The organism is Ramlibacter lithotrophicus, from assembly GCF_012184415.1.
GTDB lineage: Bacteria > Pseudomonadota > Gammaproteobacteria > Burkholderiales > Burkholderiaceae_C > Ramlibacter > Ramlibacter lithotrophicus.
This window is the reverse complement of the sequence record NZ_VTOX01000004.1, coordinates 259,184-281,539: the sequence shown is the minus strand read 5'-3', so window position 1 is coordinate 281,539 and position 22,356 is coordinate 259,184. Positions and strand designations below refer to the sequence as shown.

Below are 22,356 nucleotides of genomic sequence, written 5' to 3'. Positions count from 1 at the left end.
CCTCGTGAGGTCCTGCCGTCGTTCATAGTGCTTCCCTGCCGGTTTCGCCGGTGCGGATCCGGATCACCTGTTCGAGGTCGTAGACGAAGATCTTCCCGTCGCCGATCTTTCCGGTGCGGGCCGCGCCTTCCATGGCCTCGATCACCTGCTCCACCAGCGCGTCGTCGACGGCCGCTTCGATCTTGACCTTGGGGAGGAAGTCGACGACGTACTCGGCGCCGCGGTACAGCTCGGTATGGCCCTTCTGCCGGCCGAAGCCCTTCACTTCGGTGACGGTGATGCCTTGCACGCCGATGGCGGAGAGTGCCTCGCGCACTTCGTCCAGCTTGAACGGCTTGATGATGGCCGTGACGAGTTTCATGGCTGCTCCTTGGGGACGTGGGTTCAGAACGTGTACTTGCCGCCCAGCACCAGCACCGAGCGGCCGAGGAAGCGGCCGGCCGGCGTCACGTAGTGCTGGTGGCCGGCGTCGGTGCCGATGGCGGCGACGCTGGCGCTGAAGCCGTTGCCGAAGTCCTTGCCCAGCGTCAGCGAGAAATCGCTGTACGAGAAATCGTCGTTGTTCTTCACCTTCTGGTAGCCGGCATGCGGCACCAGCGAGAAGCCGTTGCCCAGGTCGAACGTGGCGGCCGCTTCGACGTAATAGCTGTTCTTGCTGTCGGCGAACCCGAAGAGGTTGCTCACCGAGTGCGAGTACTTCAGCGTCGCCACGCCGAAGGTCGCGGCGCCGTACAGCTCGGTGGTGTTGGGGCTGGTCGCCAGGCTGTGGCCCGGGTACTGGTAACGCAGCACGCCCACGTCGTAGCCCACGGCCCCGGCGCTGCCCTTGTAGCCGCCGTACAGGTCCAGTTCCACCGGGGCGTCGCCGCCGGCATCCTTGATCCACTTGATCGTCGAGGCCCAGGTGCCCAGGTACAGCCCGCTCTTGTGCGCGAAATCGGCGCCGCCTTGCAGCGCCGGCTTGTGGCGCGTCTGCGAGATGCCGCGGTAGCGGTAGTCGGTCACCGCGCCGACGTTGTACGAGAGGGTGTAGTCCGGCTCCGCCTTGGCTTGCGCCCAGGCCCCGCCGCCGAGGCCGAGGAGGACGAGGACCATGGTCGTTGTACGCGTGAAGTGCACTGATAGCTCCTGAGTTGAAGAGGTCGCCACACGGCAACGCATGGACCGTGCCAGCCTGCGCCGGCACCGCCGCCGTCCTCCCTCCGGGCCCCAGGCGCGTTGAACGCGTGCAGGACCGGCCCCGCTCCGCACCGCGCTGGTGCCGTTCGGGCTTTGGTGACATGCAAGGCGGGCATGGCGCACCCGGATGGGGACGAACGATGAGCTTGTCTTTGGTGCAGAGCCGCGCCCTCGTGGGGCTGCAGGCGGCTGCTGTCACTGTCGAGGTGCACCTGGCGAACGGCCTGCCCAATTTCATGCTGGTGGGCCTGGCGGACACCGAGGTGAAGGAGGCACGCGAGCGGGTGCGCTCGGCCATCCTCAATTGCGGCCTCGACTTCCCGCACAACAAGCGGATCACGGTGAACCTCGCGCCGGCGGACCTGCCCAAGGATTCGGGACGGCTGGACCTGCCGATCGCGCTGGGCATCCTCGCCGCCAGCGGCCAGCTCGATCCGCGGCGGCTGGCGGGCTACGAGTTCGCGGGCGAGCTGTCGCTGTCGGGCGAGTTGCGGCCGGTGCGCGGCGCGCTGGCCATGAGCCTGGCGCTGCACGCCGCCGGCGCCCGCGCGAAACTGGTGCTGCCGCCGGGCAGCGCGGAAGAAGCGGCGCTGGTGCCGGGGGCGCTGGTGTATCGCGCCGGCCACCTGCTGGAGGTGGTGCGGCAGTTCCTGCCGGAGCCTGCCGGCGCAGCAGCCGCGGCCCAGGACTGGTCGCCGCTCGTCACGCAACCGGCCGCTCCGGCCGCAACCTACCCCGATCTCGCCGACGTGAAAGGGCAGGCCGCCGCCAAGCGTGCGCTGGAAATCGCCGCCGCCGGATCGCACAGCGTGCTGATGCTGGGACCACCCGGCTCGGGCAAGTCGATGCTGGCGCAGCGCTTCGCCGGCCTGCTGCCGCCGATGTCGGTCGAGGAGGCGCTGCAGAGCGCGGCCATCGCGAGCCTGGCCGGCCAGCTCGCGCTGGACCGCTGGGGGATGCGGCCCACGTGCAGTCCGCACCACACGGCGAGCGCCGTCGCGCTGGTGGGCGGCGGCTCGCCGCCGCGGCCGGGCGAGATCTCGCTGGCCCACCACGGCGTGCTGTTCATGGACGAGCTGGCGGAGTTTCCGCGTGCCGCGCTCGAGGCGCTGCGCGAGCCCCTGGAAACCGGCCGCATCACCATCGCGCGGGCCGCGCGGCGCGCCGAGTTCCCGGCGCAGTTCCAGTTCATCGCCGCCATGAATCCCTGAGGATTCATTGCTTAACCACCATCAATTAGAGAAAAGAAGGAAAGTGAATGGGCTGCGTCAGCCGCGATGGCTTTGCGAGTTCGAAGAACTTGCAAAGCCAGGGTTGTAGAGGAAGTTGAACTCAACTTCTCCATTTCCTATGACCACCCGGTCCAGGATGGCTTCGACTACATGCCGACGGTCAGGGTGCTCCAGCGTATCCCACCGCTCAACCAGATCCTTGCTGCCTGACAGCACCTCTTCCTGGGATGCCAAGGCGATCTTCAAGACATCCCGCTTGGCCTGGAGCTTGGGCAGTTCTTCGCCAACCTGCTCGAGTCTCGCTCGGAGCTTTTCGTAGCGCTGGCCGAAGCCTCCCTTGTCCAGAAGATTCGCCTGGTACAGCTCGATCAACTTGTCGGCTTCACCTGTGAGCTTCTTGTGCTCGGCCTCCATGCTGGAGATGAGCGACTCAAACGAATTGAGCTGCTCATTGCCGGCCTGGACATGGTCGAAGATTTCCTCCGGCGAGAACACGAACGCCCGGAGCTCCTCCTTGAAGATCGCCTCCAAGTCCTTCACTGGAATCTTGTTCCGGCATTTGGCACAGGTGTACTTCGGCGAGTTCGACGGGACGTACATTTTGTGCCCGCATTCGCATGCAGCCACTCCGGCAAAGAGGTGCGTCACCGGCTTGGTCTGCCGCGTACCCCTCACGCGCCTCTCGTCGAGGATGGAGTTCGCCGTTGCCCAGGTCTCTTCGCTCACTATGGGTTCGACCGGCACGAGAACCCATTCGTCCTCGGGTTTCAGTTCCCAGGCACCGTTTGAGCTTTTGGTCTGCGTGTAGTTGGCGCGGCGGGTGCCCTTTGCCGTCGGGTCGCGCAGAAGACGCTCTACCGTGGTATCGCTCCATGCGCTCCCGTTTCTCGTCCGGTAGCCGCGTTCGTTCAAGATACGGGCCACCGTCTTCCTGCGGCGGTGTTCGATAAACAGTTCATACACAAGCTTCCGCACGGGAGCTTCCTTGTCGTTGACGACAAGCTGTCCGTCTTTCCACTCGTAACCGAAGCTCGCCGCGCCACCAAGCGGCTTACCCATCTGGGCGCGGACAGGGACGGATGCGGCCACGCGGGCTGCGATCTCCTCACGCTCCCATGTGGCCATAGCCGCCACCATCGTGTAGAACAAGCGCCCGGCCGGAGTGGATGTGTCGATCGCCTCACCAAGAGAGACAAGGTCAGCACCGGCTGTGCGGAAGTGGTCCGCGAAGTCCAGGAGCTCTTTGGTATTGCGTGCGAGACGGGCGAGCTTGGAAAAAATGAGACCGGTGATGTGCCCCTTGCGAGCGTCTTCGAGCATCCGCTTGGCTTCTGGATGGTCCTTGACGGTCTTCCCGGAGACGGCGTCGAGGCGGTAGACCTCCACGACCGTCCAGTCTCGCGATTCCGCATACGCCCGGGCACGACGCTCATGGGTCTCCGGCGATTCGCCGCGCACCTGGTCCTCGGTGCTGACGCGAATCCAGATTCCAACTCGCTTCGAAGTTTCGGCCTTTTCCATCCGTTCACCCTTGAGGAAGACTCAAGAGTACACGTTAATTAGCGCGTTTGCAAGCATTTGCACATGTTATTTAGCGTGTATGCTACAGTTTCGCCTCATGACCTATGAAGATTTTGTCGGTGAGCTGAGCGCCGCAAACATTTCCGGCCGCGAGTTCGCCAGGTTACTGCGACTGAACCTCAATACGATCTCAGGTTACAAGCGGCGAGGCGACGTGCCTTCAAACCTCGCCGTGATCGCCGTCCTCATGCGCTTGCTGGCCGAGCACAACATCCGGTTCCGTGAGCGACTGGAAGGGCTCGATATTGAGCCGAATGCGCGCCGCGGAAAGTCCATCGCAGATGTGTGATCGCCGGACGCACTGTCGAAATTATCCCGCGGGCCGACGAAGGTGCGGTTAACTCTTGAACTCTTCTCCCCCAATCTTCATTGCCACTGTGCCGATCCGCAACCAGGTTAACGGATCGTTTCCGAGAGTAGAGTTCACACCAGACACCGGGTACTTAATCTTTCAGCCAAAACATCGATCTACGGGTACAACTTCCAAGGGGCATTCTGGGTGTGAAGATGGTAAGCGGGGAGCATAGCGAAATCTTTCACTACACGAACGGTGCCGGTCTTGCCGGGATCGTCAGCAGCGGAACACTCCGGACTACCCACATAGAGTTCCTCAATGATCATGAGGAGTATCGCCTCTTCTTCCGTGCGATCCTGCCTAGGATGATCCGAAGCTCAGTTGAGCGTGCCTATGAAGCTGTCCGGACACATCCCTTTGTCACTCACGACGTAAGGCGAGCGGGCGGTGAGCGTGCTTATAAGCAGAAGAAATTCGACGAACTCTTGCCAGTGTTCGCTCACTGGACTCGGGAGTTCAACGCACCGTATGTCGCATCTTTTTGCGTGCCTGAAACCCGCCTCGTAGCTGAGCATGGGTTACTGAGTCAGTGGCGGGCGTATGGCCCTGACGGCGGCTACGCGATGGTCTTCGATACTGCGCGATTCGAAAAATTGCTCTTTGAGGAAGGCACGCAAATCAGAGGCATGGTGCTCTTCATGGGCGATGTCGAGTACTACGATGATCCAGCTCTCGACGATGGCCAGTATCCGGAGACCCGCAAGAACAGGGAAACCGTCGTTTCAAACATCGCGAAGTTCCTAGCCTCGGGAGAGTCCAACGATTTGGCACCGATCTTTGTTCCCATCCATCAGATGGGGTGCACAACGAAGCACTGGGGCTTCCGCGAGGAAAGGGAGGTAAGACTCGTACTCAGCCAACCTCATCCGAGCCTGGTGGAGGCTCTCCCCGATGAGCATGTCTTGAAGACGGTCCATCACGTACTTAAAAACGGTGCAGCGGTTCCGTACATGGCATTGTTCGATAAGCTGTCCTGTCCTGTACAAGGCCGGCTTCCGCTCAAGCGCGTCCTGATCGGACCGCACGCCGAGAACAGCAATCGAAAGCTGGCAACTGAGCTTCTGCTCAGAAATTATGGGTACACCGACGTACCAGTGACCGTTTCTTCCATTCCATATCGCGGTCGCTAGCGCCGCCGTACTACCGGCTAGCAAGTTCACTAGAAAGGGCTGGCGCGGGCCTGTACAGCAACGTCATGCCGAGCCTTCTCCCTCACATCCTGCGAGGGTGTGGACGGCTCGGGCGTTCCAAGCCGTCCACACCCTCGCGGGATCGGACAGGAATACCGGCAAACGGGTCCTCCCTATCCGCTTGCCGCATCCTTCGTGATTCCAAGCATGCTCGCGCGCGTAAGCACGAAGCTCTTGTCTACCGTAGGCGGAATGCCGGCAATGAGTGTTTCGGCTACCGCGACGATCGAGAAGAAGCCCCATCCATTTTTCAATCCTGTGCTGTACCCGTACGCCACGTAACATGTGGCGTCGTACCCGGCGATGTACCAGGCGACAGGGCCGATCGGCCAATGAATCTTGGCGCAAAAGATCGGATCGGGAGCGCTCACCTGGTTGTGAAGAGCGAATCCTCTGCAATGCCGCTCGAGCTCCCGTTCAAGTCCGCGCGTCATGCTCCTCCGGCGCCTGCTCCTCCATTTGGTAATAGGTCAGCGCGCGGCTCGCAGCATCGAAGAGGCCCATGCGCTTGTCTTCGCCTTCCCACTTCTTCCGAGGCGGCGGCACGCGAATGGACAGCGCCTCGATCCTTCTACCGATGGCGTCCGCGATGTCCTGCTTGTTAATCGCCCCGAACTGCGCAAACGCGATCCGCACATCGCGCCTCGAGACGATCGCCAACTTGGCGCCCACGTCCGACACTGGCTTGGCAATGGCTTTGTGAATCCGCTTGACGCGCATCGCTCCCGGGCCTCGGCGGTCGTCCGGATCACAAATGACCACAACGTCTGGACGATGCCGGAGCATGAGCTCTTTGATGCCGTCCGCTGCCTTCGCCCCAGTCACATCCTTGCCTGTATCGCGACGACCCCAATCCTGAAGCCCTCGTGGCGAGTCGAAGAGCACGAACGCAAACCCCCGAACAACGGGATATACAGAAAGCACTCTGCGGTGCCCTTTGTTTCTATGCATGTACTCATTGATTTCTAATTCTGGTAAGTACTCGATCCTGGCAACTCCTCAAGTGCCGCACCTTCAGAACGCTCGCGGCATGTGTGCTCGCCTCAAGCTGCATCAGCATGTTCGTCACCCGGGCAAGAGTTTCCTCTTCAACGGCCTCGTAGTACGGCTCAATGATCTCCTCGAGTGACATTCCGGTGAGGACCTCGAGACCGATGGCAAGCGACAGCCCTGGGACGCGTTTGCCCTGCTCAATTCGCGAGAGCTGAGAGATGCTGCGCAGCCCAAGCAGCCGCGCGATCTCCTTCTGTTTGAACGCGGCACCGCGCCGCCACGCACGAACTGGTGAATGTGGTTTTGATAGGGTCATATATCGAGTGTTGCCCGACCGAGGCAACATTGTCATGATGTGCTATCCACAGCATTCGCTTTAGACCCCCTTTGTTGCCCGCCGGGCAAGCCTTACATCGGCTTATCCACAGGCGGGGCCTGTCCGCTCGGCGCGGAATCTGTGCCTCGCTGTGCACTGGGACGTGATCCTGATATAACCCCCAACTGACTGAGGGGTGGGCAATACACAGCCGTAGAGGAGAAATATATGCCGCGGAGCAGGTTCGCCGTGATCGAGTCACGGTGGTGGGATGATGGCAATCACAGCGTACGCGCGTTATTTGAAGCGGTGTGCGCTATTCATCACGACAATCCGAGCGCGTTCTACTACGACATGTTCGCGGATCGTTCCTCGTTAAGAAGAGTGCTTGGCACCCGTGGAGGCGATGACATCACTGAAGTTCTGTACGTGGCGACGCATGGCAACGAGACCGAGATCGGACCCGGCAACGGTGTCACAATCAGCCGCACGGAGTTCCGCAATGCGCTGGAAGAAGGAAATGCCAATGCGCAGGTGAAAGGGCTCTATCTTGGCACCTGTCTCACAGGCAACATGAACACCGCGCGCTTCCTGCTGGATCAGCGGACACGCCTAGAGTGGCTTGCCGGCTATCGCGAGACAGTCGATTGGATAGATGGCAGTGCGATCGATATGGTGTTCTTCCACAAGCTCGCCGCTGAATACCGGAGGAACAAGAGTCGAAGGCGTGGAAAATTGACCGCCCGTGAGATGGCGCATGAGGCGGCAAGCCAGCTCCTTAGACTCGTTCCAGGCGCTCACGCCACCTACGGCTTCAACATCTACTTTCGTGAGAGAGATGGCGCCGCTGGGATGTTCGCGTAGATTCGTGTTTGTCCGGCTTGTAGCGGCTGACAAGCACCATTTCTCGTCCTCACTCGATCCATCAGCACTCCCGATGTTGTGGCACGACATGGGGACATGGGGACGTTGCTATAGGCCGTAGCGCTTGGCCAGGCGCTCGATCTTCTCCTCCTCGGATCTCGGCAGCACGTATGCGCCATGTCTCTTGAAGGTAAAGAGACCAAGATCTCGTCGAAGCAGTTGGCCGACATAGCGGGGTGTGATCGGCCGGTCAAATTCACCGGCAACTCGTTGACGGAGCGCAGAGGCTATCTCGCCGACTGACACCGCGTCAGTCAGCTCGCTCGCAAGCAGCTCACGAATGGCTCCAATGAGCTCTGCTTCGATCGAGAGAGCGCGAACAGATCGGGTGCGCTCCTCCGAAAGCTCTCCGTAGCGGCGTATCGCTGCGCGCATGTCCTCGGTCGGTGCGATTGAGAGCAGTGGCACGAGCGTCTGATTGAACCGGCCCGAGCGCGCCCGGTCCACTTGGTCTTCGCAAATTGTCGTGCTGGCAAGATTCTGAAATCGGTACATAAGGAGCTTGTTGCGCAGCCTGAGTGCTTCGTCTCGCTGGATGTCGGGCAGATTGAAGGGGATATCTGCACGCACACTGCGCGAGTTCATATCCTCAGTCAGGAATCTGCTCTCAAGTGCGACGTCATCGAACGTCTTGCGCATAGCGACCACTTTGGGACCGAACACATGGAACGCGCGCGGGTCGAAGTCGCGCGTCTCCGTCTGCGTCTGACGAAGAACGGGAAAGCCCTTCGTACTACCGTTGTTCATGATCTTCACGATGTCCGCCTGAAGATCCGAGTAGCGGAAGTCAGCTTCGTCGAGTATGAGAGTACCGCGGAAGGTATCGAGTGTGTAGAACACCGGACTGATCGTGGATGCGGCGGAGGCAAAGAATGGCTTGTTGCACACCGCTCCGATGACGATGAGCGCCCGGCTCTTGCCCGAGCCGTAGTCGCCGGAGAAGCGCAGATAGCACAGCTCGTTGAAGGCTTCGTAGACCCACGTGAGCAGCACGTAGGCGCAGACAACTTCCACGAAGTCTGGTGAGATGTCCACGTAGCGGTTGATGTAGCTGCGGAGTTCCTCCAGCAGCGTACTAACATCGCGGTATGTGGACGCCTCTGACGGAAGGAGGACGGCCGCGTGCTTGAGAAGGTTGTTGGTAGGTGGGATCGGACGAAGCTCACCATTGGCGTGCTTCAAGTACGGGGCTATTCCTAAGCCCCCTGCACCATAAGTGCAGAAGGCCGTCGCGTTGTCCTTGAGGACAAGTTCCGCCATTGAGCCATCCGCGGAGGTGTGGCTCACCGTCAATACCGCCCTCTCTGGCTTCTTCTGCTTGTTCATTGACCTCAGGCTACCGCCCACGATGGGCCGCCGGTAGGTCAACGAACATGCCCGGTCGGCAACTCATCGCGCCTATGTGCTCCGCCGTGACTGGAAGACACTGAGCAAACCATGCCCCACCTACCACATGATTCCAAGGACGAAGTTGCTCCAATTCTCGCCAAGCTCTTTCCCCATCTTGATGCCGACGGCTTGCGCGTCATTCACAAGCGCTTCGTTGTGTTATTCGGATTTCTCCATGACCAGTGGGTCGCCGAGCGTCGTCACGAGCAGGATCGGACACTTGACGGCGAGGTTGAATGTGCTAGCTTGAATGGCAAGGTATGAGGCAAAGAGGGTTCTACGCGTACATCAGAACATCGACCATCAGGCAAGGCACCGAAGGGGTGTCTCTTGAAGTGCAACGCAGTGACGCAGAGCGACTGGCACGCCTCAAGGGTGTGGAGATAGTGAAGCTCTTCTGCGAGATGGAGACGGCCGCCAAACAAGGCCGTCGGCAATTTGCGCAGATGATGAAGGAGTTGCGTGCCGGCGCGGCCGAGGGTCTTATCCTCCACAAGATCGACCGCGGTGCACGCAATCTCCGTGAATGGAGCGACATCACCGATCTGATCGAGCTCGGCGTCAAGGTCTACTTCGTGCACGACGCCCTTGATCTCACCACTCGCGGCGGACGACTTACGGGGGACATGCTCGCGGCGGTTGCCGCCGACTACATCAGGAATCTGCGCGAGGAAACGAAGAAAGGCATCGTCGGCCGGCTCAAGCAGGGCTTGTGGCCGTTTGGGGCACCAGTCGGGTACGTGAATAACGGCAAAGGTCAGGCGAAGACGATCGATCCGATCAAAGGTCCGCTCATTCGGACCGCCTTCAAGCTGTACGCGACGGGCGACTACACGCTCAAGGCACTTCGAAAGGAACTCCACGCGCGTGGGCTGAAGGCGCCGGCTGGGAAGAACGCCCTGGGTGTGATCTTGAGCAATCCCTTCTATGTTGGAAAGCTTGTACTTCGGTCCTCCGGTGAAGCGTTCCCCGGCATTCACGAGCCGCTCGTGGATCAGGCGCTCTTCGATGAGGTCCAGGCGGCGTTGGCGGGGCGCTTCCGACGAAAGCCAGGCAAGCATTTCTTTCTCTATCGGCGTGCGATCCGCTGTGACTCGTGCGGCCAATGGCTCGCTGGTGAACGACAGAAAGGGCACATCTACTACAGGTGCCATACAAAGGCGTGCGCCGGCACCTCTTTTCGTGAGGAACGCGCGCATGAGGCCGTGGAACTGGGCTTGCGCCGTTTGAGCCTGTTTATGCAGACCTGTCCGGGACTTGAGCCGGTGCTTCGCGAAGCAATCGCAGAACGCTCACGAACGAAGGACGCGACGATGCAGATGCTTCTTGTCAAGCGCGGAAAGCTCGAGGAGCGGTTGAGCGCGGCGGCAGATGCGGTCATTGATGGCCTGCTAGATCGGGAGACCTTCTTGTCGAAGAAGAACGAGCTCCTCGATGCCAAGGCCCGAATTGCCGGCGAGATAGCGCAACTCGAGACAAACGGTGTTCCGATTCCGCCGCTCGCCGAACATTACCTCGAACTCACGAAAGCCTTTCAACAACAGGCTTTTCGGAGTTCACCGGCTGTAGCGATGGAGATGGCCAAGCGCATGAAATCGAACCTGCATGCGCGACAGAAAAGCGTTGAATTACGGTGCTCTGACCAGTTCCAGGAAGTCCTAGATCAAGCGAAAACTCTTGAATGTGCCCTTCGTCAGGACGACTTTCGAACTTCTACCGAGTACTGGGTGAAGCTCCTCATGGACTCTGACAACGTCCCCACATCCCCATGTCCCCGAGACATGAAAGCGAAGGATTAGCGTAGCGGAAGCACGCTGACTTGAGAAAGGCCTTTACGGCGTTCGCACGTAGGACCGGGAGGGCCACCGTGAGCTTTACTCGGCCTTAACAACGAAAGGCTGAAGGTAGCTTGCGGGCAAGCGGTCAGCCCGAATGGGGGAAGTGTCGAGGAGCTGTGCACATTCAGTCTCCAAATCAGATGGCTTCAGTTGCGACTCACAAAGTCGCACCAATAGGGCGCGCGCGTCGCCGACCATCGCTTGCAGCCGATCATAGGTGAGTACGTAGGAAGAATCTGCTGCCGCAGGCTCTGTAGCAACATTCGTAGGGTGAACCGATACCCTGATGGCACGATAGCCAGGATAGTTCTTCCCAAACCATTCTGCCGCTACGAGCAACTGCCCATGCTGCTCCTTCGTAAAGGCATTCTTTTTATCCTTACGGCTCTTTGCTTCTATCACTAGCCCGGTCATGTCAGGAAGGAGCCACAACACGTCCGGTCCGACACCCCCGATGTCGTGGCGCTCTGCGGACAATCCGACCATCTTCCCGAGCTCCGAAAGTGCTTGCTCAAACTGATTCGCCGATGCGCCGCCATGCAGGTTTGAGGTGACTTGCTCAAACGTTTGCATGAACCCCTTGCGGATCCTGTAGCTTCCGATCTGAGCTGCGATCGCGGTAGCCTGTCGGCCAGGACTGCGTAGCTGGCGGTATGGTGGTTGAATCTTCGGCCGCAAGAGGTTCCTGTTCTTAGCGTACGCATCTTGCTGAAGCTCCTCCGCCCGTTCAGAATTGCCCCACTTCGCCGCAATTCTTGCGGCAAACTGCACCAGCCAGCCTTTACTCTGCAAGTCCACCCCGGCAACTTCATCCAGAACTTTCGTGAGCTTCGCAATTGCCTGCTCGGGGTGCCCATCCCGCCAATTATTGAACGCTTTCCGCTCCGCAGACGCGAGGTGGTACCCCGTCTCATCCGGTTTATCGTCCTCAACAAGTTCAGCCAGTGTCTCGGCGTGGTATTCAACCCAATCTGAATCCCGGTCAAGACTCCGTTCAATCGTCCTGAAGATATCATCGACGTTCTCAATCGCTTCGCTGACGACTGAGCCCATCTTCATTTGGGCACGCGTCGCGCTCGTAAGGAAGCGGAAGTTCGCGTCTTTCGCGATCCATGCTGCCAAGTCGGATCCAGAAAGGATTACGACACAATGGTCGCCGGCGCCGCGCGCGCCTCGCCCGATGCCCTGCTCGATTCTTTGTGCGAGCATCCGCGTGATGCTCGCACCCCCGTAAAGTGCGGATGCTCGAAAGAACTCATAGTTTGATGTGCCAGCTGGAAGCCCGCTCATGACTAGCAGCCGGCACGAATCGCCGGGGAGATCGATGCCGTCGTAGCGATTTGAGAAGATTACCGGCCCGTTTGTCGCTCTCTGTTGGAGTGCCAGCACACATTTTTCAACCGCCTCTGATCCTATTGCTACGCTTCCGACATCAGCCCATTGACTTGCTGCCTTATCAGACGGCGCCAAGAGAATCGCCCCGCGACCTTTGTCGCCTGAAGCCCATTTGAGAAGCTTCGCGTTCACATCTCTAACCTTGAATGCAAACGGCATCAAATCCGGAATCAAGATCATCCGTTCGCTTATGCCGGCGAGAGAGCGCGAGCTAAGGGCGTTGCGAACTGACTCCCTGTTGGCGTCGAAAGTGCGAATGATCTCACTGTCGTCGGCAATCGTGGCCGACATGTATATGCGTCGAGGCGCTTCCACAAACGTCGGGAAGAGGTCAACGAGCGGGAGTATGGGCGTCACGGTAAACGCGCTTCGACTGATTAAGGCGTGACAGAGATGAAGATTGTCTCGTAGCAGCGGCCAGCTGAAGGCGTACGTATCTCTCCCCGCACCTTTGAGGATCTCCTGCACGGCACCAAGTTGTTCGAACCAAGCCCAATACGGAACCTCGAGGATCGCGAAATCCTCGCCAGAGAGGACGTCGTCGAACGTGCCGAGACGGTCAGAATCTTTGAAAGCGTTCCGGAAGAGGCCCGTGAGCGTTTGGTAGCGTTCTCGATCCGCCTGTGAGCTAACTTCTAACGTAAACGCGTCGCGAACCTCGGAAAACGCGGTGTGGGCGTCATCGAGAATGATGGCACCGACTTTTTGCGCTTGTCCGTTGCCTCGAACCTTGAACTTACTCTGCCCATTGAAGAGTGCCTTATAGGTCGCGACCATAATGGCGCTTCCGTTGACAAACGCGTCGTTTAGGGGCTTCTTGCGCTCATATGGCACAGCGGGAATGCCGAGGCCCTTCGCTTTCTCCAGCGTTTGGTTAACCAGCTGCGTCGTTGGCGCCAAAAACAGGACTGGCTCAGAGGTTTCATTAATCGTCGACTGAGCCATCAGCAGACCAACCAACGTCTTTCCGCCTCCCGTGTGCAGCTTTAATACGATGTCTTTGTCACCCCGCCTCGGGTACCACTGCTGAAGCACCTCCGCCTGGCTTGTGTACAGGTCGTTGATACCCGCAGGCTTCGGCAGTCGTCGAAAGATCTCTACAGGATCTGTCGACTTGGGCTTTGGTGCTGTCGTACGTAGTTTCGCGAAGTCAACCATATAGCTCCTAGCGCCGTGCTGTTGCCTTGTGCAGTCGGGTAACCTAGCAAGGGTTGCGGTTATCAATATACCTTGATGCGAGTTGCTGGTTGAGTGAAGTATGCGACACCACGACTGAGCGACACGGGGGTCTCAGACATCCGGTCGCTGGTCGATAGGTTGGCCGCGAGCGGCCCGGAGCGGGCTATTCCGACCGGCGGGCGCGAGATCCGTGGAGCTGAGATGAGGCTTGCGCCAGCACCGCGCTAGCCAACGCCACCGTAAAAGCTGCGTCCTCCGCGCTGTACCAGGCGTCGTTCCCGTCGTCCTCAACGTGGTGCGGCGGGTGTGCGTAGTGGCGGACAGCTTCCTGGACGAACAGAGCGCGTTGGTCCTTCGTCATCTTCTTGCGATCGCCGGCGAAGTATTCTTTAGCGGCCAGTGCCGCGTCCTTGTCTGCGCCGGTGACGGCCCAGATGCCCTCGATCACCTTACGCGCACGGCCAACAGCATCGTCGTAGCGACCATGCAGGATGTCTTGGTATGCGCGACTTAGGCGGTCTCGGGCATCGCCAAGCAAGTCTGGAGCACCTCCGCGCTGGATCGGGATCCCTATCACCATCAAGTCCGCGTACCCAAACTCATTGAGCACACGGCTCCACTCGCTCAGGTGGCTTGTATACGTCAAGATTGCCGTTGTTAGGACGTGCTGCTCTTGTTGTGTTGCTGTGGCGTGTAGTTCGACCTCAAAACTCAGCTCGCCGCCACCGCGTTCGTGTTCCAGTGCTGCTAGATGTGCCGCAGTCAAATCCAGTTCAAAGAGGTAGCTTGTGGGCTGTGGGTGTTCGAGGTTCCGCAACCAGATGGGAGCTTCTGGATAGGCGCGCCCGAGGTACTTCGGTGGGGAATGTGCCCCTGCGCAGCGAACGACCGCGGAGATGCCAAAGACTTGAATGCCAGTATGCGCCGGAGAGCCTGCGGTCGGCAGAAATTGAATCGAGATACGAAACCTATAGCCAGAAAGTGCAGGCTGTCCGTGCAAGCCCATAACTCGGGCGTCAGCGACGACTAAATTGTGATACCCAAGTCCCACGTGCTGCCTCCATTCTTTGGATTCTTCCCTGGCGCTGCCACCAGCTTCTGATTGCCCCCAGGTGTTCGTTATCCATCGCAGCGCAGCCGCTGCCTCGACGCACCCTTGTATGTCACCACGTGAACTGGTATCGTGCCTTGCGCACCATTAAGAAACTATGGCAACAAATCCGTTCCCCCAGCCTGAGCCAATTCAACGTGGCCCTGAGCCTAAAGGTACGCCCCCAGGGCGGCCGCGCCCAGGAACACGAGCGGCGTAGCCGCAGCTGCGATCCGGACTCGGTCGAGCCAACGCGCGATAGGCTTGTTTCGAGTCTTGGTCAACGTGATGCGGTCCTGCAGGTTTTCCAGTTCCCACCGCCTTGCCTCTGTTAACCCGATATTCAGGTCGGGCTTGTACAAGTTCAACGGCTCGTTATAGAGCATCTCCGTGCGCACGGTACGCAGACAACGGATTACGAGCGTGGCGCTGAGTGTTGCCAGCCAAGCTGTTGTCGCCACCGCTCCCCACACGGCGGGACTCGCCGGTGTTGTGTCGAACCAGCGGATGGCATATGTGAGTGCGCCACCGGTCCCGGCCAGAAGCAGCGTTGCTGTTGAGGTTGCTTCTCGGGCCAAGGTTTCCGCGTGAGCTAAGTGTCCTCGCAAGTTTTCGTAGCCTGCTTTTTCCGCCAAGTCGAGTAGATCGGAGTTTTCCATTCTTGCCTCCACCCTTCGTGTATCCGGCCTCAACCCTGCCGCTGGAGATTCTCCTGTTTCCTCAAGACCAGATGAATCGTCGCGAGATAGTTGTAGAAGATCCAGTTGAGCCAGAGTGGGTCATAGTCCTCTCGCTGCAAGGCATTCTGATGCCTTAGTCCGAAGTTGTTGGCGATATTAAAGAGATCCCGCTCGTCTTTGCTCGCCACCAGGTCCTTCATCGCGGGGCGAAGTGATTCCAGCACTCCAGCCAGTTCGATGACGGCTTGGCGCCGTTCGTGCCGAGTTGCGCGATGCCTGCGGAATTGAAGAACTGCAGCGTTCACGCGCTCCTTGAGGACAGCATCCTCTGTTGGAAGAGAGGCGCTGAATATCGGCTCAAAGCCGGCCTCCGTCTTCTTAACGACATAGCCGTTCTGGTCCAGTTCAAAGCGCTCGACATACAGGTCAAGCACTTCGTTGATGCACTTGCGATAGTGACGCTGTCCGGCAGCCCGGTCGAACGTCACTTCAGCAACCTCCCATCGCGCCCGCGGCAGCGTGCGGCGGTCTTCTTTCGAGACATACTGGAAGAGAAACTCGATCATGTCGAAAAGATCGTCTTCCTTGTATCGCGTCCAGTTCTCCGAGATGGGCCAGAGTTGCTTTTTGCGCAGTGACTTAAATACCTCGAAGCCGATGTCGCGGACTTCACCGACGCTGTTCATGTCGTGGTAGTCGCCGAACGCCTGATCGAAATAGCCGTCTTCCTGCAGCCGATTGAAGACTCGGACAAAGGCTTCAATGACTTCGGGGAGTGGAAAGCCTGCGGCGTTCGGATTCAGACCCGTACGGCTCGAGAAGTAGACCCTCTCCACAGCAGCACGTCCCTGTCCCAGCATTCACGCGGAGAGTTCTTCTAGGCGCGCGGCGGCCTCGCGCTTACCAAGACGCCGGACGGCGGCGATTGCCTGCAACTGACTGGCTCGCGGGCGAGACTTTTCGGCTTCCCAGTGGTAGATGCTCTGCCCGCTCACGCCGACCAATGCACCGTATGCCTCGGCTGAGAGGCCCAGCTTCGCCCTGTGCGCGGCTAGCCGCTTCGCGCTGTAGCGAACGCGTCGAGTGGCGTTCGTCTCCGCTACACCTGCGCGACGCTGTTTGCCGCCTGCCTTGGTCAGCTTTGCCACATTCTTTTCGAGCACGAGAACCTGCCGCTTGAGGGCGGCGATCGTTGCCCGATACTGCGCCGAGGCCTTCTTAAGCGGTTCAGTTTCGACCTTGATTTCTCTTCGGGCGATGCGGGCAATTTCGCCCTTCAGTACGGAAGCGATGTTCGGCATAGTCCTGGTATTGTGCCTCGCCCCGGGGGTAGACCAGACCAAGGTAGCTGGCCATGTTGCCGAGCCGTGAGGCGAACACCAAGTATGGCCGCTGAAGGCGGGGAATCGGGCTGGATCGCGGTCCCACATGCACAGGCAGCTCGTCGACGACTTTGTCGCTCATATGAACTCCTGTGGCTTCATTCGTGAGCGACCGAAGGAACACGTTGCGTCGTCGGGATCGCAGCCAGGCTTGCTCTCTATCACGAGAGGCTTTGCCTCGACCTCCTCCGACGAAGCGGCGGTCACGATGATCACACGCTCGACAATCGTCGAGATGACCGCAATGGCTACGGCCAGCGCGATGACCAGCGCCGATGCGGTAAGCAGCGGGTTTGGCTTCGCCGCCTGAACATTGAACGTGATGGTTATTGAAGGAGGAGCGTTTCCCCGGGCACAGGGGAAAGACTCCTGGCAGATCCCGCCGTGGTCGAACTCCGGCGGAGGTAGCTTTGACCCGGGGACATATTTTCGCGTGAAAATCGACCTGATCATCACGTCAGCCTCCACTCAATTGAAGAGGCGGCGCGGTCTGCCGGATCGGCAGCCGTGATGCTTTATCGCGTCTTGTCCATGCTGCCGGTGATACCGGCGCCGGCCGTCGATCGGTCTCGTTCACGAGCGCACGGGAATCGATCGTCACGATCTGGCCTTTCGGGTTGGACGCTCGGGCGCGGAGGCGCAGGGCGGTGTCCGCGGTGATCAGCGTTGCCGTTGCCCCTTGCTTGAGATGTCTGGCGATTGACTCCAGTATTTCCTTGTCCGCGTAGGGGCGCGAACGCTCCACGTCGAGCCCCTCGACCTCCGCCTTTCCGTCAAGGAGCCACTGCTCGATACGACGCAAGGCGGCATTCGCGTCGCGGACCAAGTCCGCACGACCCGCCTTCTTGCGTTCAAGCTCGTCGAGGACGGCTGCAACGATGATCACCGTCGTTTCCGAGTCCTCGATGAGGTGGATCGTGGCCTCCCTCTCAGGGGCTTCCAGGAGCGTGCACGTGTCGATGTAAGTGAAATGAGGCGCCTTCGGCCTGTCTTGGACCGGTAGGGCCGAAACTGGGCGTTCGCTGTTCGGAGCACTGGTGGCGGTTCCGAGCGCCTCGCTTACGATGGAGCCGAGCAGGTGGCCGACATTGATACCGCTAGTTGCAGCCGCAATCTTCCGCCTGTTCTCGTTCACCTGTTCCCGTGCGGCATAGCCTGACGCGAGCAGGTGCGCCAAGCGCAAGAGGCTCTGAGGGGTTCCTCCTTCGCCTTTCACGTGAACTACCCCGGGTTCCCAACCTTGGGGTGTTTTCTCGATCACTATCGCTGCAATTGGGCCGACAAGCGCCTTCAGGACTTCAGCGACTGTGAATATCCTGACCGTCCCAGCCACCGCACTCTCCTGGAGACCCCGGCTTTTCAGTGCGCGATCGACGGCGTCTCCCGCAGCAAGGAGCTCCGTCGTATTGGTTACGGTCTTGACGGAGTAGTAGCTGTACGTGCTTGATGGAAGCTCACTTGACCATACAACAGGGTTGGAGGCGAGCCAGTTCGTGTCTCGCACTTCCCATTGCAGCGCGCCTTCCTTCAGCGTGTCCCAGGTCAATTGGGCGCGGTCGATGTCGAAGGGCTGGTCGTCTTCGGCAAACCAAGTGGCGACGTCGGCGATCTCTTTGTCGAGCACCTGGCGTTCGCCCGCGTCCGTCGCCGTCTCCAGCTTGTGCGCGATTATCTTGGCCGCGTTGCCATCCAGCCTCCACCAGTCGGGGAAGAACTTCAGCAGGCGATCGTAGGTTTCCCGGTTGCGCAGAGGGCCTACATCGGCAAGGAGGTTGAGGCCGACAACGTAAAGGTCGCCGCCGCCGTCATCGCCCCACAGGATCTCGCGGGCTTCGTCGCTCAGTTGGATCGCAATGCTGGCGCCTGCCCTCGTTTTGGCGTCGATACCGGCGAAACGCAGGGCAACCTTGTTCATCTGAATATCATTCATGAAGGTTCTCCAGAAGGCGGCCTGGCCGAATGAGATCGGCCGGCCGAATGGGTTTCAGGCTGCCTTGGGAGTTGCGGTGCCGCGGAGGATTGCGAGAACCTCGTTCAGGCGCACGGCGAGCGCGTGGTTGCCCTTTACTCGCTGCAGCACGGCCTCAACTTGCGCCGCCAACGTTTCAATCTCTGCGAGCTGTGCCCTCGCCATTCTGATGTCGTGCGTTTGTTCAGCCGCGCGCACCTTTTCGTCGTGAGCAAGGCGCTCAAGGCAGGCAAACGCGGCACCAGCATCCTGGGCATGGAACTCGATGACGCCCTTCACCTTGGCCGCGCTTTGCACCGCCTGCAGCATGTCCTCGCGCTCGGCCTCCCGAATGGTCTGATCGGCGCCGATACGGGCCAGCTCGTCGCGCTTGCGCAGCGCGAAGTCGTACAAGCCGGGCTTGGCCAGCAATTTGAGCGATATGCAGGCGATGTCCACGACGACGAAGAAGAAGTAGATGAACAATGCCTTGATACGTGCGTAGGGCTCCTCGCTGAGAAGGGCTACGGCGGCCTTGATCTCCGCAGCACTGTTCGTGACGTACCCCCGGCGAGCGGCTTCGTCAGCTTTGGCCACATCCGCACTGACTGCCTTCGCGACTTCGCCAGCGGCGCGCTTTTGGCCATCGAGTTCTGCCTCGACCTTGTGCAGCTTGGCCGTGGCTTCGGTTATGTATCGGTTCTTGGCTTCGGCGGCCTGCGCGTGGTTGTTACGGCATTCGGCGCGTTTTGCCGCCACATCGTCGGCAAGACGGGTGAGGCGTGCAGCGATTTCCTCCCGGGCGCGTTTCGCTTCCAGCTTCTGGGCGAGGACCGCCGTGTTCGAGAATTCAATGTTCGCCAGCGCGGGGAGACGAGCCTGGAGGGAGGCCGCCTTCCGCTTATTGCTGGCGAAGAGGGCGTCGGCGTCCTTGTCGCACTTCTCCGCGATTTGCTGAACGTCGACAACGCTCTCGGGCAGGACCCGTACCTGCTCGGCCGCTTCCTTGACGGCATGGACCATCTTCGCCGTCTTACCGTCGACAGCCTTGATGTCATGCAGCGCCTCGATTTTGCCCTTCGCTTCCTGGCGGGCGTCCATCTCGAACTTCGCCAACCTCACCTCCAACTGGTTGCCGAAGGCGATCAGGGTCCACGGCACTGCCTGGAGCACCGCGGTGCATAGCATGGTCACACTTGCGCGGCCCGCGAGTGCCTTCAGTTTGGTTGACGCTGGCCAGAAGGCGCTGATTCCGGCGGCGAGCATCTTCTCCAGATTGAAGATGAGGATGAAATAGATCGCGGCGGTGATGCTCGCGGCCACGGCTGCGAGCGGCCCGGGCACGATCATGTATGTCTTGATATAGGCGCCGATCGCCCCGAGAGATGAGGCGGCGAGATTCGCCCAGCCCACCGACGCTGCTTTGCTCTTGCACTGGGCGGAGCCGTGCTGCTCGAGGAGTTGCGGATCGCTGCCACTTCCTGTGATAGCAGTCTTATTCAGGAACGCCCAGATGGCGGCCGACACTTCCGCCACCTTCGAAGGCGGTTTGCGGTGGAATTCCATAGCTTCTCTCCTTCAGTAGCTCGTTTTCGGGCGAGCTCTTCCCTGGCGCTCCTGTGAGCGGCCACTAACACAAAGTGGTCTGAGAGGAGGAAAGTCCGGATCAGTCGCTTGCAGAGTGAGCGCTTACATGGTAGACTCTACATAGCTCATGAGCTGGTCGGCGGACCCTCCACCGATCGGGATCACGAACGTTTGCGGCGTTCGTGGTCCCTTTTTGTTTAGAACGTGTTGATTGGTGCTCCCCTCGTACGTGTCGCTGACTACCATCGGGTTAGCGCCGCGACTTGGGCTTCGGCGCGGGCCCTCGCGAGTTGGAGACTTTCAGTCCGCTTCGCCGAGAGTTGTGTCATCGAGCTCTCGGTACCACGCCGGATCTCGATACAACGCGATAGGCGGGTACCTATCGTCATTTACTGGCTGAGCTCGAGTTCTGCTCCGCTCTTGGTCCAACTCGACATCAGTGCATTTCTCGGTTTCCATCCGCAACTCCTTTGCTCAAGCTCGGCCGAGCAGTGAGGCGCCAGCGCCTGTGCCGGGGCGGCGGAGGACAACCTGGAAGGCTTGACAGATCTGTTGCTAAAATGCTACAGTACGTATGGCCTTGGCAAAGGCTGGTCGGCGTCCTCTGCCGATCGGGGCCGACAGTGTGCAACCGCTGTCGGCCCTTTTACTTTAGCTTACGCATCAGTGATGTCAAGTCTTTTTTGTCCGGCCACAATCACGTCATCACTCTGATGGATTTGCCGACCCATCACTGTGGGGAGCTATACTGGTCAGGAATGAAACACGCAACTACTGGCGTGGACGCGCCCGCCCAACTCTCCACTGGCGCCGCTTTTCGCCACCTGTGTGCGCAGCTCCACGAGCAATGCCGGCAAGGTTATTGGCGGCATTCGCCAAGAATCTTGCTTGATGCTTGGCTCGGGGCCGGCGGTGAGTGGACGAAGGACGACGCACCTGAGCAGAGGCTGGTCGGCCGCTCCCGAAACACGTATCTGTTCCTGGAAGAGAAGCAGGCGGCGAAAAATATTTCCCACATCATGAATGGTCGAGTGCTGTTTACGCCTGAAATCGGACGTGCACTGGCGACTTCGATGTTCACGTACTGGCACTACGACGAGGCTTCGTCCGGCCTGGAAAAGCGCAAGCCCATAAAGGGCTGCAGCGACCCTTCTGCTTGTGCATCAGAAATCATTGACCTAATCTTTCAGTTCGCGAAGGCCGAGAAGGGCTTCCATGTCAGCAGACTACCGGTCCAAGAAGGAGGTTGGGATGACTTTGCAAATAGCCTTGCCGAATTTGATTTTATATATGTTCTCAGCCGCTATCGTTCGATCCGCGGCGTTGGCCGTGACGATGCACTTACGGAAATGGTCAAAGACGGGCAGGGCAAGCTTTCCTCATTGGCTATAGGTGTCCGGACATCGCTGGCATTATTTGCTGGTGAGGGCGGCGCGCTGTCTGTCCTTCTACAAAAAACCAGGCAACGCGAGCCTCACCGCAGGACGATCTGCGTATGGGTGTGCGACTACGGACTCCAACACAACGAAGACTCCTCCGACTGGCTGGCGCATTGGAATTTCGCAGATCTTCGAGCCGGCTTTGCCGCATTTTTGCATGCGCATGCGCGTGACTTTAAAGAGCTAGTGAAGGACGCTCACGATCGATGTAGATTCGTAGTCAAGAACTCACCCACTCTTGCCGTTAAGCGGGAGGAGTTATTCAGAGACAGTCCGTACGTCCAAGCGCTTTCCGCAAGTTCCCGACTTGAGAAGGTCGACCCTCTACCCGAAGCGATGCCTGATGAGTGGAAGCCGCTATTAACGGGACCGCGGGGTCAGGTTCTAAGACACTTCCCACAGACACTCTTGGCGGGTGCTGACGGGAAAGGCTTCCGTTATTTTTATTTTCCTAGTGAACACGACACTTTCTCGACCTTGGAAACCGTTTTGATCGAATCACAGCCGATACACCTTACCTCATCATTGGGACTGGTGTCGGATGCCTTGCATCGGAGTGCTGGTCTTGAACCTGCTTCCGAGGCTGAGAAGCAATTGAGGTACTTGAATTGGGACATTCTTAAGCTCGATGAGCTAATGTCGCTTTAATCGACTATAGG

The 22,356-nt window shown here is 59.4% G+C and carries 21 protein-coding genes and 1 pseudogene; 7 read left to right on the top strand and 15 right to left on the bottom strand.

What is annotated here, in order from left to right; all coding sequences use genetic code 11:
* Positions 1-22 precede the first annotated feature (22 nt).
* Both glnK and RAMLITH_RS13775 read right to left on the bottom strand, forming a co-directional pair.
* Entirely contained in the window at positions 23-361 is a 339-nt protein-coding gene (glnK, locus tag RAMLITH_RS13780) for a P-II family nitrogen regulator (RefSeq protein ID WP_168107993.1), read from the bottom strand.
* A 23-nt stretch (positions 362-384) separates the two neighbouring features.
* Positions 385-1,095, bottom strand: a complete 711-nt coding sequence (locus RAMLITH_RS13775; protein ID WP_168107992.1) for a TorF family putative porin — start codon at positions 1,093-1,095, stop codon at positions 385-387.
* 224 nt (positions 1,096-1,319) lie between these two features.
* Between RAMLITH_RS13775 and RAMLITH_RS13770 the strand changes: the two are divergent.
* A pseudogene (locus RAMLITH_RS13770) lies at positions 1,320-2,387 on the top strand (YifB family Mg chelatase-like AAA ATPase); the annotation flags it as partial.
* Positions 2,388-2,447: 60 nt separating this feature from the next.
* On the opposite strand, the gene RAMLITH_RS13765 reads toward RAMLITH_RS13770, so the two are convergent.
* Positions 2,448-3,932 (bottom strand): recombinase family protein, encoded by a 1,485-nt coding sequence (locus RAMLITH_RS13765; RefSeq protein ID WP_168107990.1) that lies wholly within the window; start codon positions 3,930-3,932, stop codon positions 2,448-2,450.
* A gap of 97 nt (positions 3,933-4,029) precedes the next feature.
* Here RAMLITH_RS13765 and RAMLITH_RS13760 point away from each other — a divergent pair, with 97 nt between their 5' ends.
* Together RAMLITH_RS13760 and RAMLITH_RS13755 are read left to right on the top strand one after the other, a co-directional pair.
* The gene (locus RAMLITH_RS13760; protein ID WP_168107989.1) at positions 4,030-4,281 is read left to right on the top strand and encodes an XRE family transcriptional regulator; all 252 of its coding nucleotides are present in this window, start codon (positions 4,030-4,032) and stop codon (positions 4,279-4,281) included.
* 218 nt (positions 4,282-4,499) lie between these two features.
* Positions 4,500-5,477 (top strand): DUF2971 domain-containing protein, encoded by a 978-nt coding sequence (locus tag RAMLITH_RS13755; protein ID WP_238344199.1) that lies wholly within the window; start codon positions 4,500-4,502, stop codon positions 5,475-5,477.
* A 173-nt stretch (positions 5,478-5,650) separates the two neighbouring features.
* On the opposite strand, the gene RAMLITH_RS13750 is transcribed toward RAMLITH_RS13755, so the two are convergent.
* The 3 genes from RAMLITH_RS13750 to RAMLITH_RS13740 form a co-directional block, all read right to left on the bottom strand.
* Positions 5,651-5,971, bottom strand: a complete 321-nt coding sequence (locus tag RAMLITH_RS13750) for a hypothetical protein (protein ID WP_168107987.1) — start codon at positions 5,969-5,971, stop codon at positions 5,651-5,653.
* Positions 5,955-6,422, bottom strand: coding sequence for a hypothetical protein (locus tag RAMLITH_RS13745; RefSeq protein ID WP_168107986.1), 468 nt, complete (start codon positions 6,420-6,422; stop codon positions 5,955-5,957). Before RAMLITH_RS13745 ends, RAMLITH_RS13750 begins: the two co-directional genes overlap by 17 nt.
* A gap of 70 nt (positions 6,423-6,492) precedes the next feature.
* Positions 6,493-6,846, bottom strand: a complete 354-nt coding sequence (locus RAMLITH_RS13740) for a helix-turn-helix domain-containing protein (RefSeq protein ID WP_168107985.1) — start codon at positions 6,844-6,846, stop codon at positions 6,493-6,495.
* A gap of 228 nt (positions 6,847-7,074) precedes the next feature.
* Here RAMLITH_RS13740 and RAMLITH_RS13735 point away from each other — a divergent pair, with 228 nt between their 5' ends.
* A complete protein-coding gene (locus RAMLITH_RS13735; protein WP_168107984.1) occupies positions 7,075-7,710 on the top strand; it encodes a hypothetical protein in 636 nt (211 codons plus the stop codon).
* A gap of 108 nt (positions 7,711-7,818) precedes the next feature.
* Here RAMLITH_RS13735 and RAMLITH_RS13730 read toward each other — a convergent pair whose 3' ends face one another.
* The gene (locus RAMLITH_RS13730; protein ID WP_168107983.1) at positions 7,819-9,096 is read right to left on the bottom strand and encodes a winged helix-turn-helix domain-containing protein; all 1,278 of its coding nucleotides are present in this window, start codon (positions 9,094-9,096) and stop codon (positions 7,819-7,821) included.
* Positions 9,097-9,207: 111 nt separating this feature from the next.
* Here RAMLITH_RS13730 and RAMLITH_RS13725 point away from each other — a divergent pair, with 111 nt between their 5' ends.
* Positions 9,208-9,423, top strand: a complete 216-nt coding sequence (locus tag RAMLITH_RS13725; protein ID WP_168107982.1) for a hypothetical protein — start codon at positions 9,208-9,210, stop codon at positions 9,421-9,423.
* Positions 9,420-10,958: a recombinase family protein gene (locus tag RAMLITH_RS13720; RefSeq protein WP_168107981.1), complete on the top strand. Its 1,539-nt coding sequence runs from the start codon at positions 9,420-9,422 to the stop codon at positions 10,956-10,958. The genes RAMLITH_RS13725 and RAMLITH_RS13720 overlap by 4 nt, the downstream gene beginning before the upstream one ends.
* A 75-nt stretch (positions 10,959-11,033) precedes the next feature.
* Here RAMLITH_RS13720 and RAMLITH_RS13715 read toward each other — a convergent pair whose 3' ends face one another.
* The 8 genes from RAMLITH_RS13715 to RAMLITH_RS13680 all read right to left on the bottom strand — a co-directional run bounded on the left by RAMLITH_RS13715 (position 11,034) and on the right by RAMLITH_RS13680 (position 20,237).
* Positions 11,034-13,550 (bottom strand): DEAD/DEAH box helicase, encoded by a 2,517-nt coding sequence (locus RAMLITH_RS13715; protein WP_168107980.1) that lies wholly within the window; start codon positions 13,548-13,550, stop codon positions 11,034-11,036.
* 184 nt (positions 13,551-13,734) lie between these two features.
* Positions 13,735-14,388 carry a hypothetical protein gene (locus RAMLITH_RS13710; RefSeq protein ID WP_168107979.1) on the bottom strand — a complete coding sequence of 218 codons (654 nt, stop codon included), beginning with the start codon at positions 14,386-14,388 and terminating at the stop codon, positions 13,735-13,737.
* Positions 14,389-14,831: 443 nt separating this feature from the next.
* On the bottom strand, positions 14,832-15,320 hold the full coding sequence (locus tag RAMLITH_RS13705; protein ID WP_168107978.1) for a hypothetical protein: 489 nt from the start codon (positions 15,318-15,320) through the stop codon (positions 14,832-14,834).
* 29 nt (positions 15,321-15,349) lie between these two features.
* Positions 15,350-16,201 (bottom strand): hypothetical protein, encoded by an 852-nt coding sequence (locus RAMLITH_RS13700; RefSeq protein WP_181956384.1) that lies wholly within the window; start codon positions 16,199-16,201, stop codon positions 15,350-15,352.
* Positions 16,202-16,642 carry a helix-turn-helix transcriptional regulator gene (locus tag RAMLITH_RS13695; RefSeq protein WP_168107977.1) on the bottom strand — a complete coding sequence of 147 codons (441 nt, stop codon included), beginning with the start codon at positions 16,640-16,642 and terminating at the stop codon, positions 16,202-16,204.
* Between the two features lie 159 nt (positions 16,643-16,801).
* Positions 16,802-17,179: a hypothetical protein gene (locus tag RAMLITH_RS13690; RefSeq protein ID WP_168107976.1), complete on the bottom strand. Its 378-nt coding sequence runs from the start codon at positions 17,177-17,179 to the stop codon at positions 16,802-16,804.
* A gap of 1 nt (position 17,180) precedes the next feature.
* Entirely contained in the window at positions 17,181-18,653 is a 1,473-nt protein-coding gene (locus tag RAMLITH_RS13685) for a PIN domain-containing protein (RefSeq protein ID WP_168107975.1), read from the bottom strand.
* 54 nt (positions 18,654-18,707) lie between these two features.
* Positions 18,708-20,237, bottom strand: a complete 1,530-nt coding sequence (locus RAMLITH_RS13680; protein ID WP_168107974.1) for a DUF4407 domain-containing protein — start codon at positions 20,235-20,237, stop codon at positions 18,708-18,710.
* Between the two features lie 779 nt (positions 20,238-21,016).
* Here RAMLITH_RS13680 and RAMLITH_RS13675 point away from each other — a divergent pair.
* The gene (locus RAMLITH_RS13675; RefSeq protein WP_168107973.1) at positions 21,017-22,345 is read left to right on the top strand and encodes a hypothetical protein; all 1,329 of its coding nucleotides are present in this window, start codon (positions 21,017-21,019) and stop codon (positions 22,343-22,345) included.
* Positions 22,346-22,356 lie beyond the last annotated feature (11 nt).

Excerpts from the sequence above, each read along its gene's own strand:
- RAMLITH_RS13760 (WP_168107989.1), top strand. The coding sequence starts at position 4,030 with ATGACCTATGAAGATTTTGTCGGTGAGCTGAGCGCCGCAAACATTTCC.
- glnK (WP_168107993.1), bottom strand. The coding sequence starts at position 361 with ATGAAACTCGTCACGGCCATCATCAAGCCGTTCAAGCTGGACGAAGTG.
- RAMLITH_RS13695 (WP_168107977.1), bottom strand. The coding sequence starts at position 16,642 with ATGCCGAACATCGCTTCCGTACTGAAGGGCGAAATTGCCCGCATCGCC.
- RAMLITH_RS13700 (WP_181956384.1), bottom strand. The coding sequence starts at position 16,201 with ATGCTGGGACAGGGACGTGCTGCTGTGGAGAGGGTCTACTTCTCGAGC.
- RAMLITH_RS13740 (WP_168107985.1), bottom strand. The coding sequence starts at position 6,846 with ATGACCCTATCAAAACCACATTCACCAGTTCGTGCGTGGCGGCGCGGT.
- RAMLITH_RS13725 (WP_168107982.1), top strand. The coding sequence starts at position 9,208 with ATGCCCCACCTACCACATGATTCCAAGGACGAAGTTGCTCCAATTCTC.
- RAMLITH_RS13715 (WP_168107980.1), bottom strand. The coding sequence starts at position 13,550 with ATGGTTGACTTCGCGAAACTACGTACGACAGCACCAAAGCCCAAGTCG.
- RAMLITH_RS13705 (WP_168107978.1), bottom strand. The coding sequence starts at position 15,320 with ATGGAAAACTCCGATCTACTCGACTTGGCGGAAAAAGCAGGCTACGAA.
- RAMLITH_RS13775 (WP_168107992.1), bottom strand. The coding sequence starts at position 1,095 with ATGGTCCTCGTCCTCCTCGGCCTCGGCGGCGGGGCCTGGGCGCAAGCC.
- RAMLITH_RS13720 (WP_168107981.1), top strand. The coding sequence starts at position 9,420 with ATGAGGCAAAGAGGGTTCTACGCGTACATCAGAACATCGACCATCAGG.
- RAMLITH_RS13765 (WP_168107990.1), bottom strand. The coding sequence starts at position 3,932 with ATGGAAAAGGCCGAAACTTCGAAGCGAGTTGGAATCTGGATTCGCGTC.
- RAMLITH_RS13750 (WP_168107987.1), bottom strand. The coding sequence starts at position 5,971 with ATGACGCGCGGACTTGAACGGGAGCTCGAGCGGCATTGCAGAGGATTC.
- RAMLITH_RS13730 (WP_168107983.1), bottom strand. The coding sequence starts at position 9,096 with ATGAACAAGCAGAAGAAGCCAGAGAGGGCGGTATTGACGGTGAGCCAC.
- RAMLITH_RS13675 (WP_168107973.1), top strand. The coding sequence starts at position 21,017 with ATGAAACACGCAACTACTGGCGTGGACGCGCCCGCCCAACTCTCCACT.
- RAMLITH_RS13755 (WP_238344199.1), top strand. The coding sequence starts at position 4,500 with ATGGTAAGCGGGGAGCATAGCGAAATCTTTCACTACACGAACGGTGCC.
- RAMLITH_RS13680 (WP_168107974.1), bottom strand. The coding sequence starts at position 20,237 with ATGGAATTCCACCGCAAACCGCCTTCGAAGGTGGCGGAAGTGTCGGCC.
- RAMLITH_RS13735 (WP_168107984.1), top strand. The coding sequence starts at position 7,075 with ATGCCGCGGAGCAGGTTCGCCGTGATCGAGTCACGGTGGTGGGATGAT.
- RAMLITH_RS13685 (WP_168107975.1), bottom strand. The coding sequence starts at position 18,653 with ATGAATGATATTCAGATGAACAAGGTTGCCCTGCGTTTCGCCGGTATC.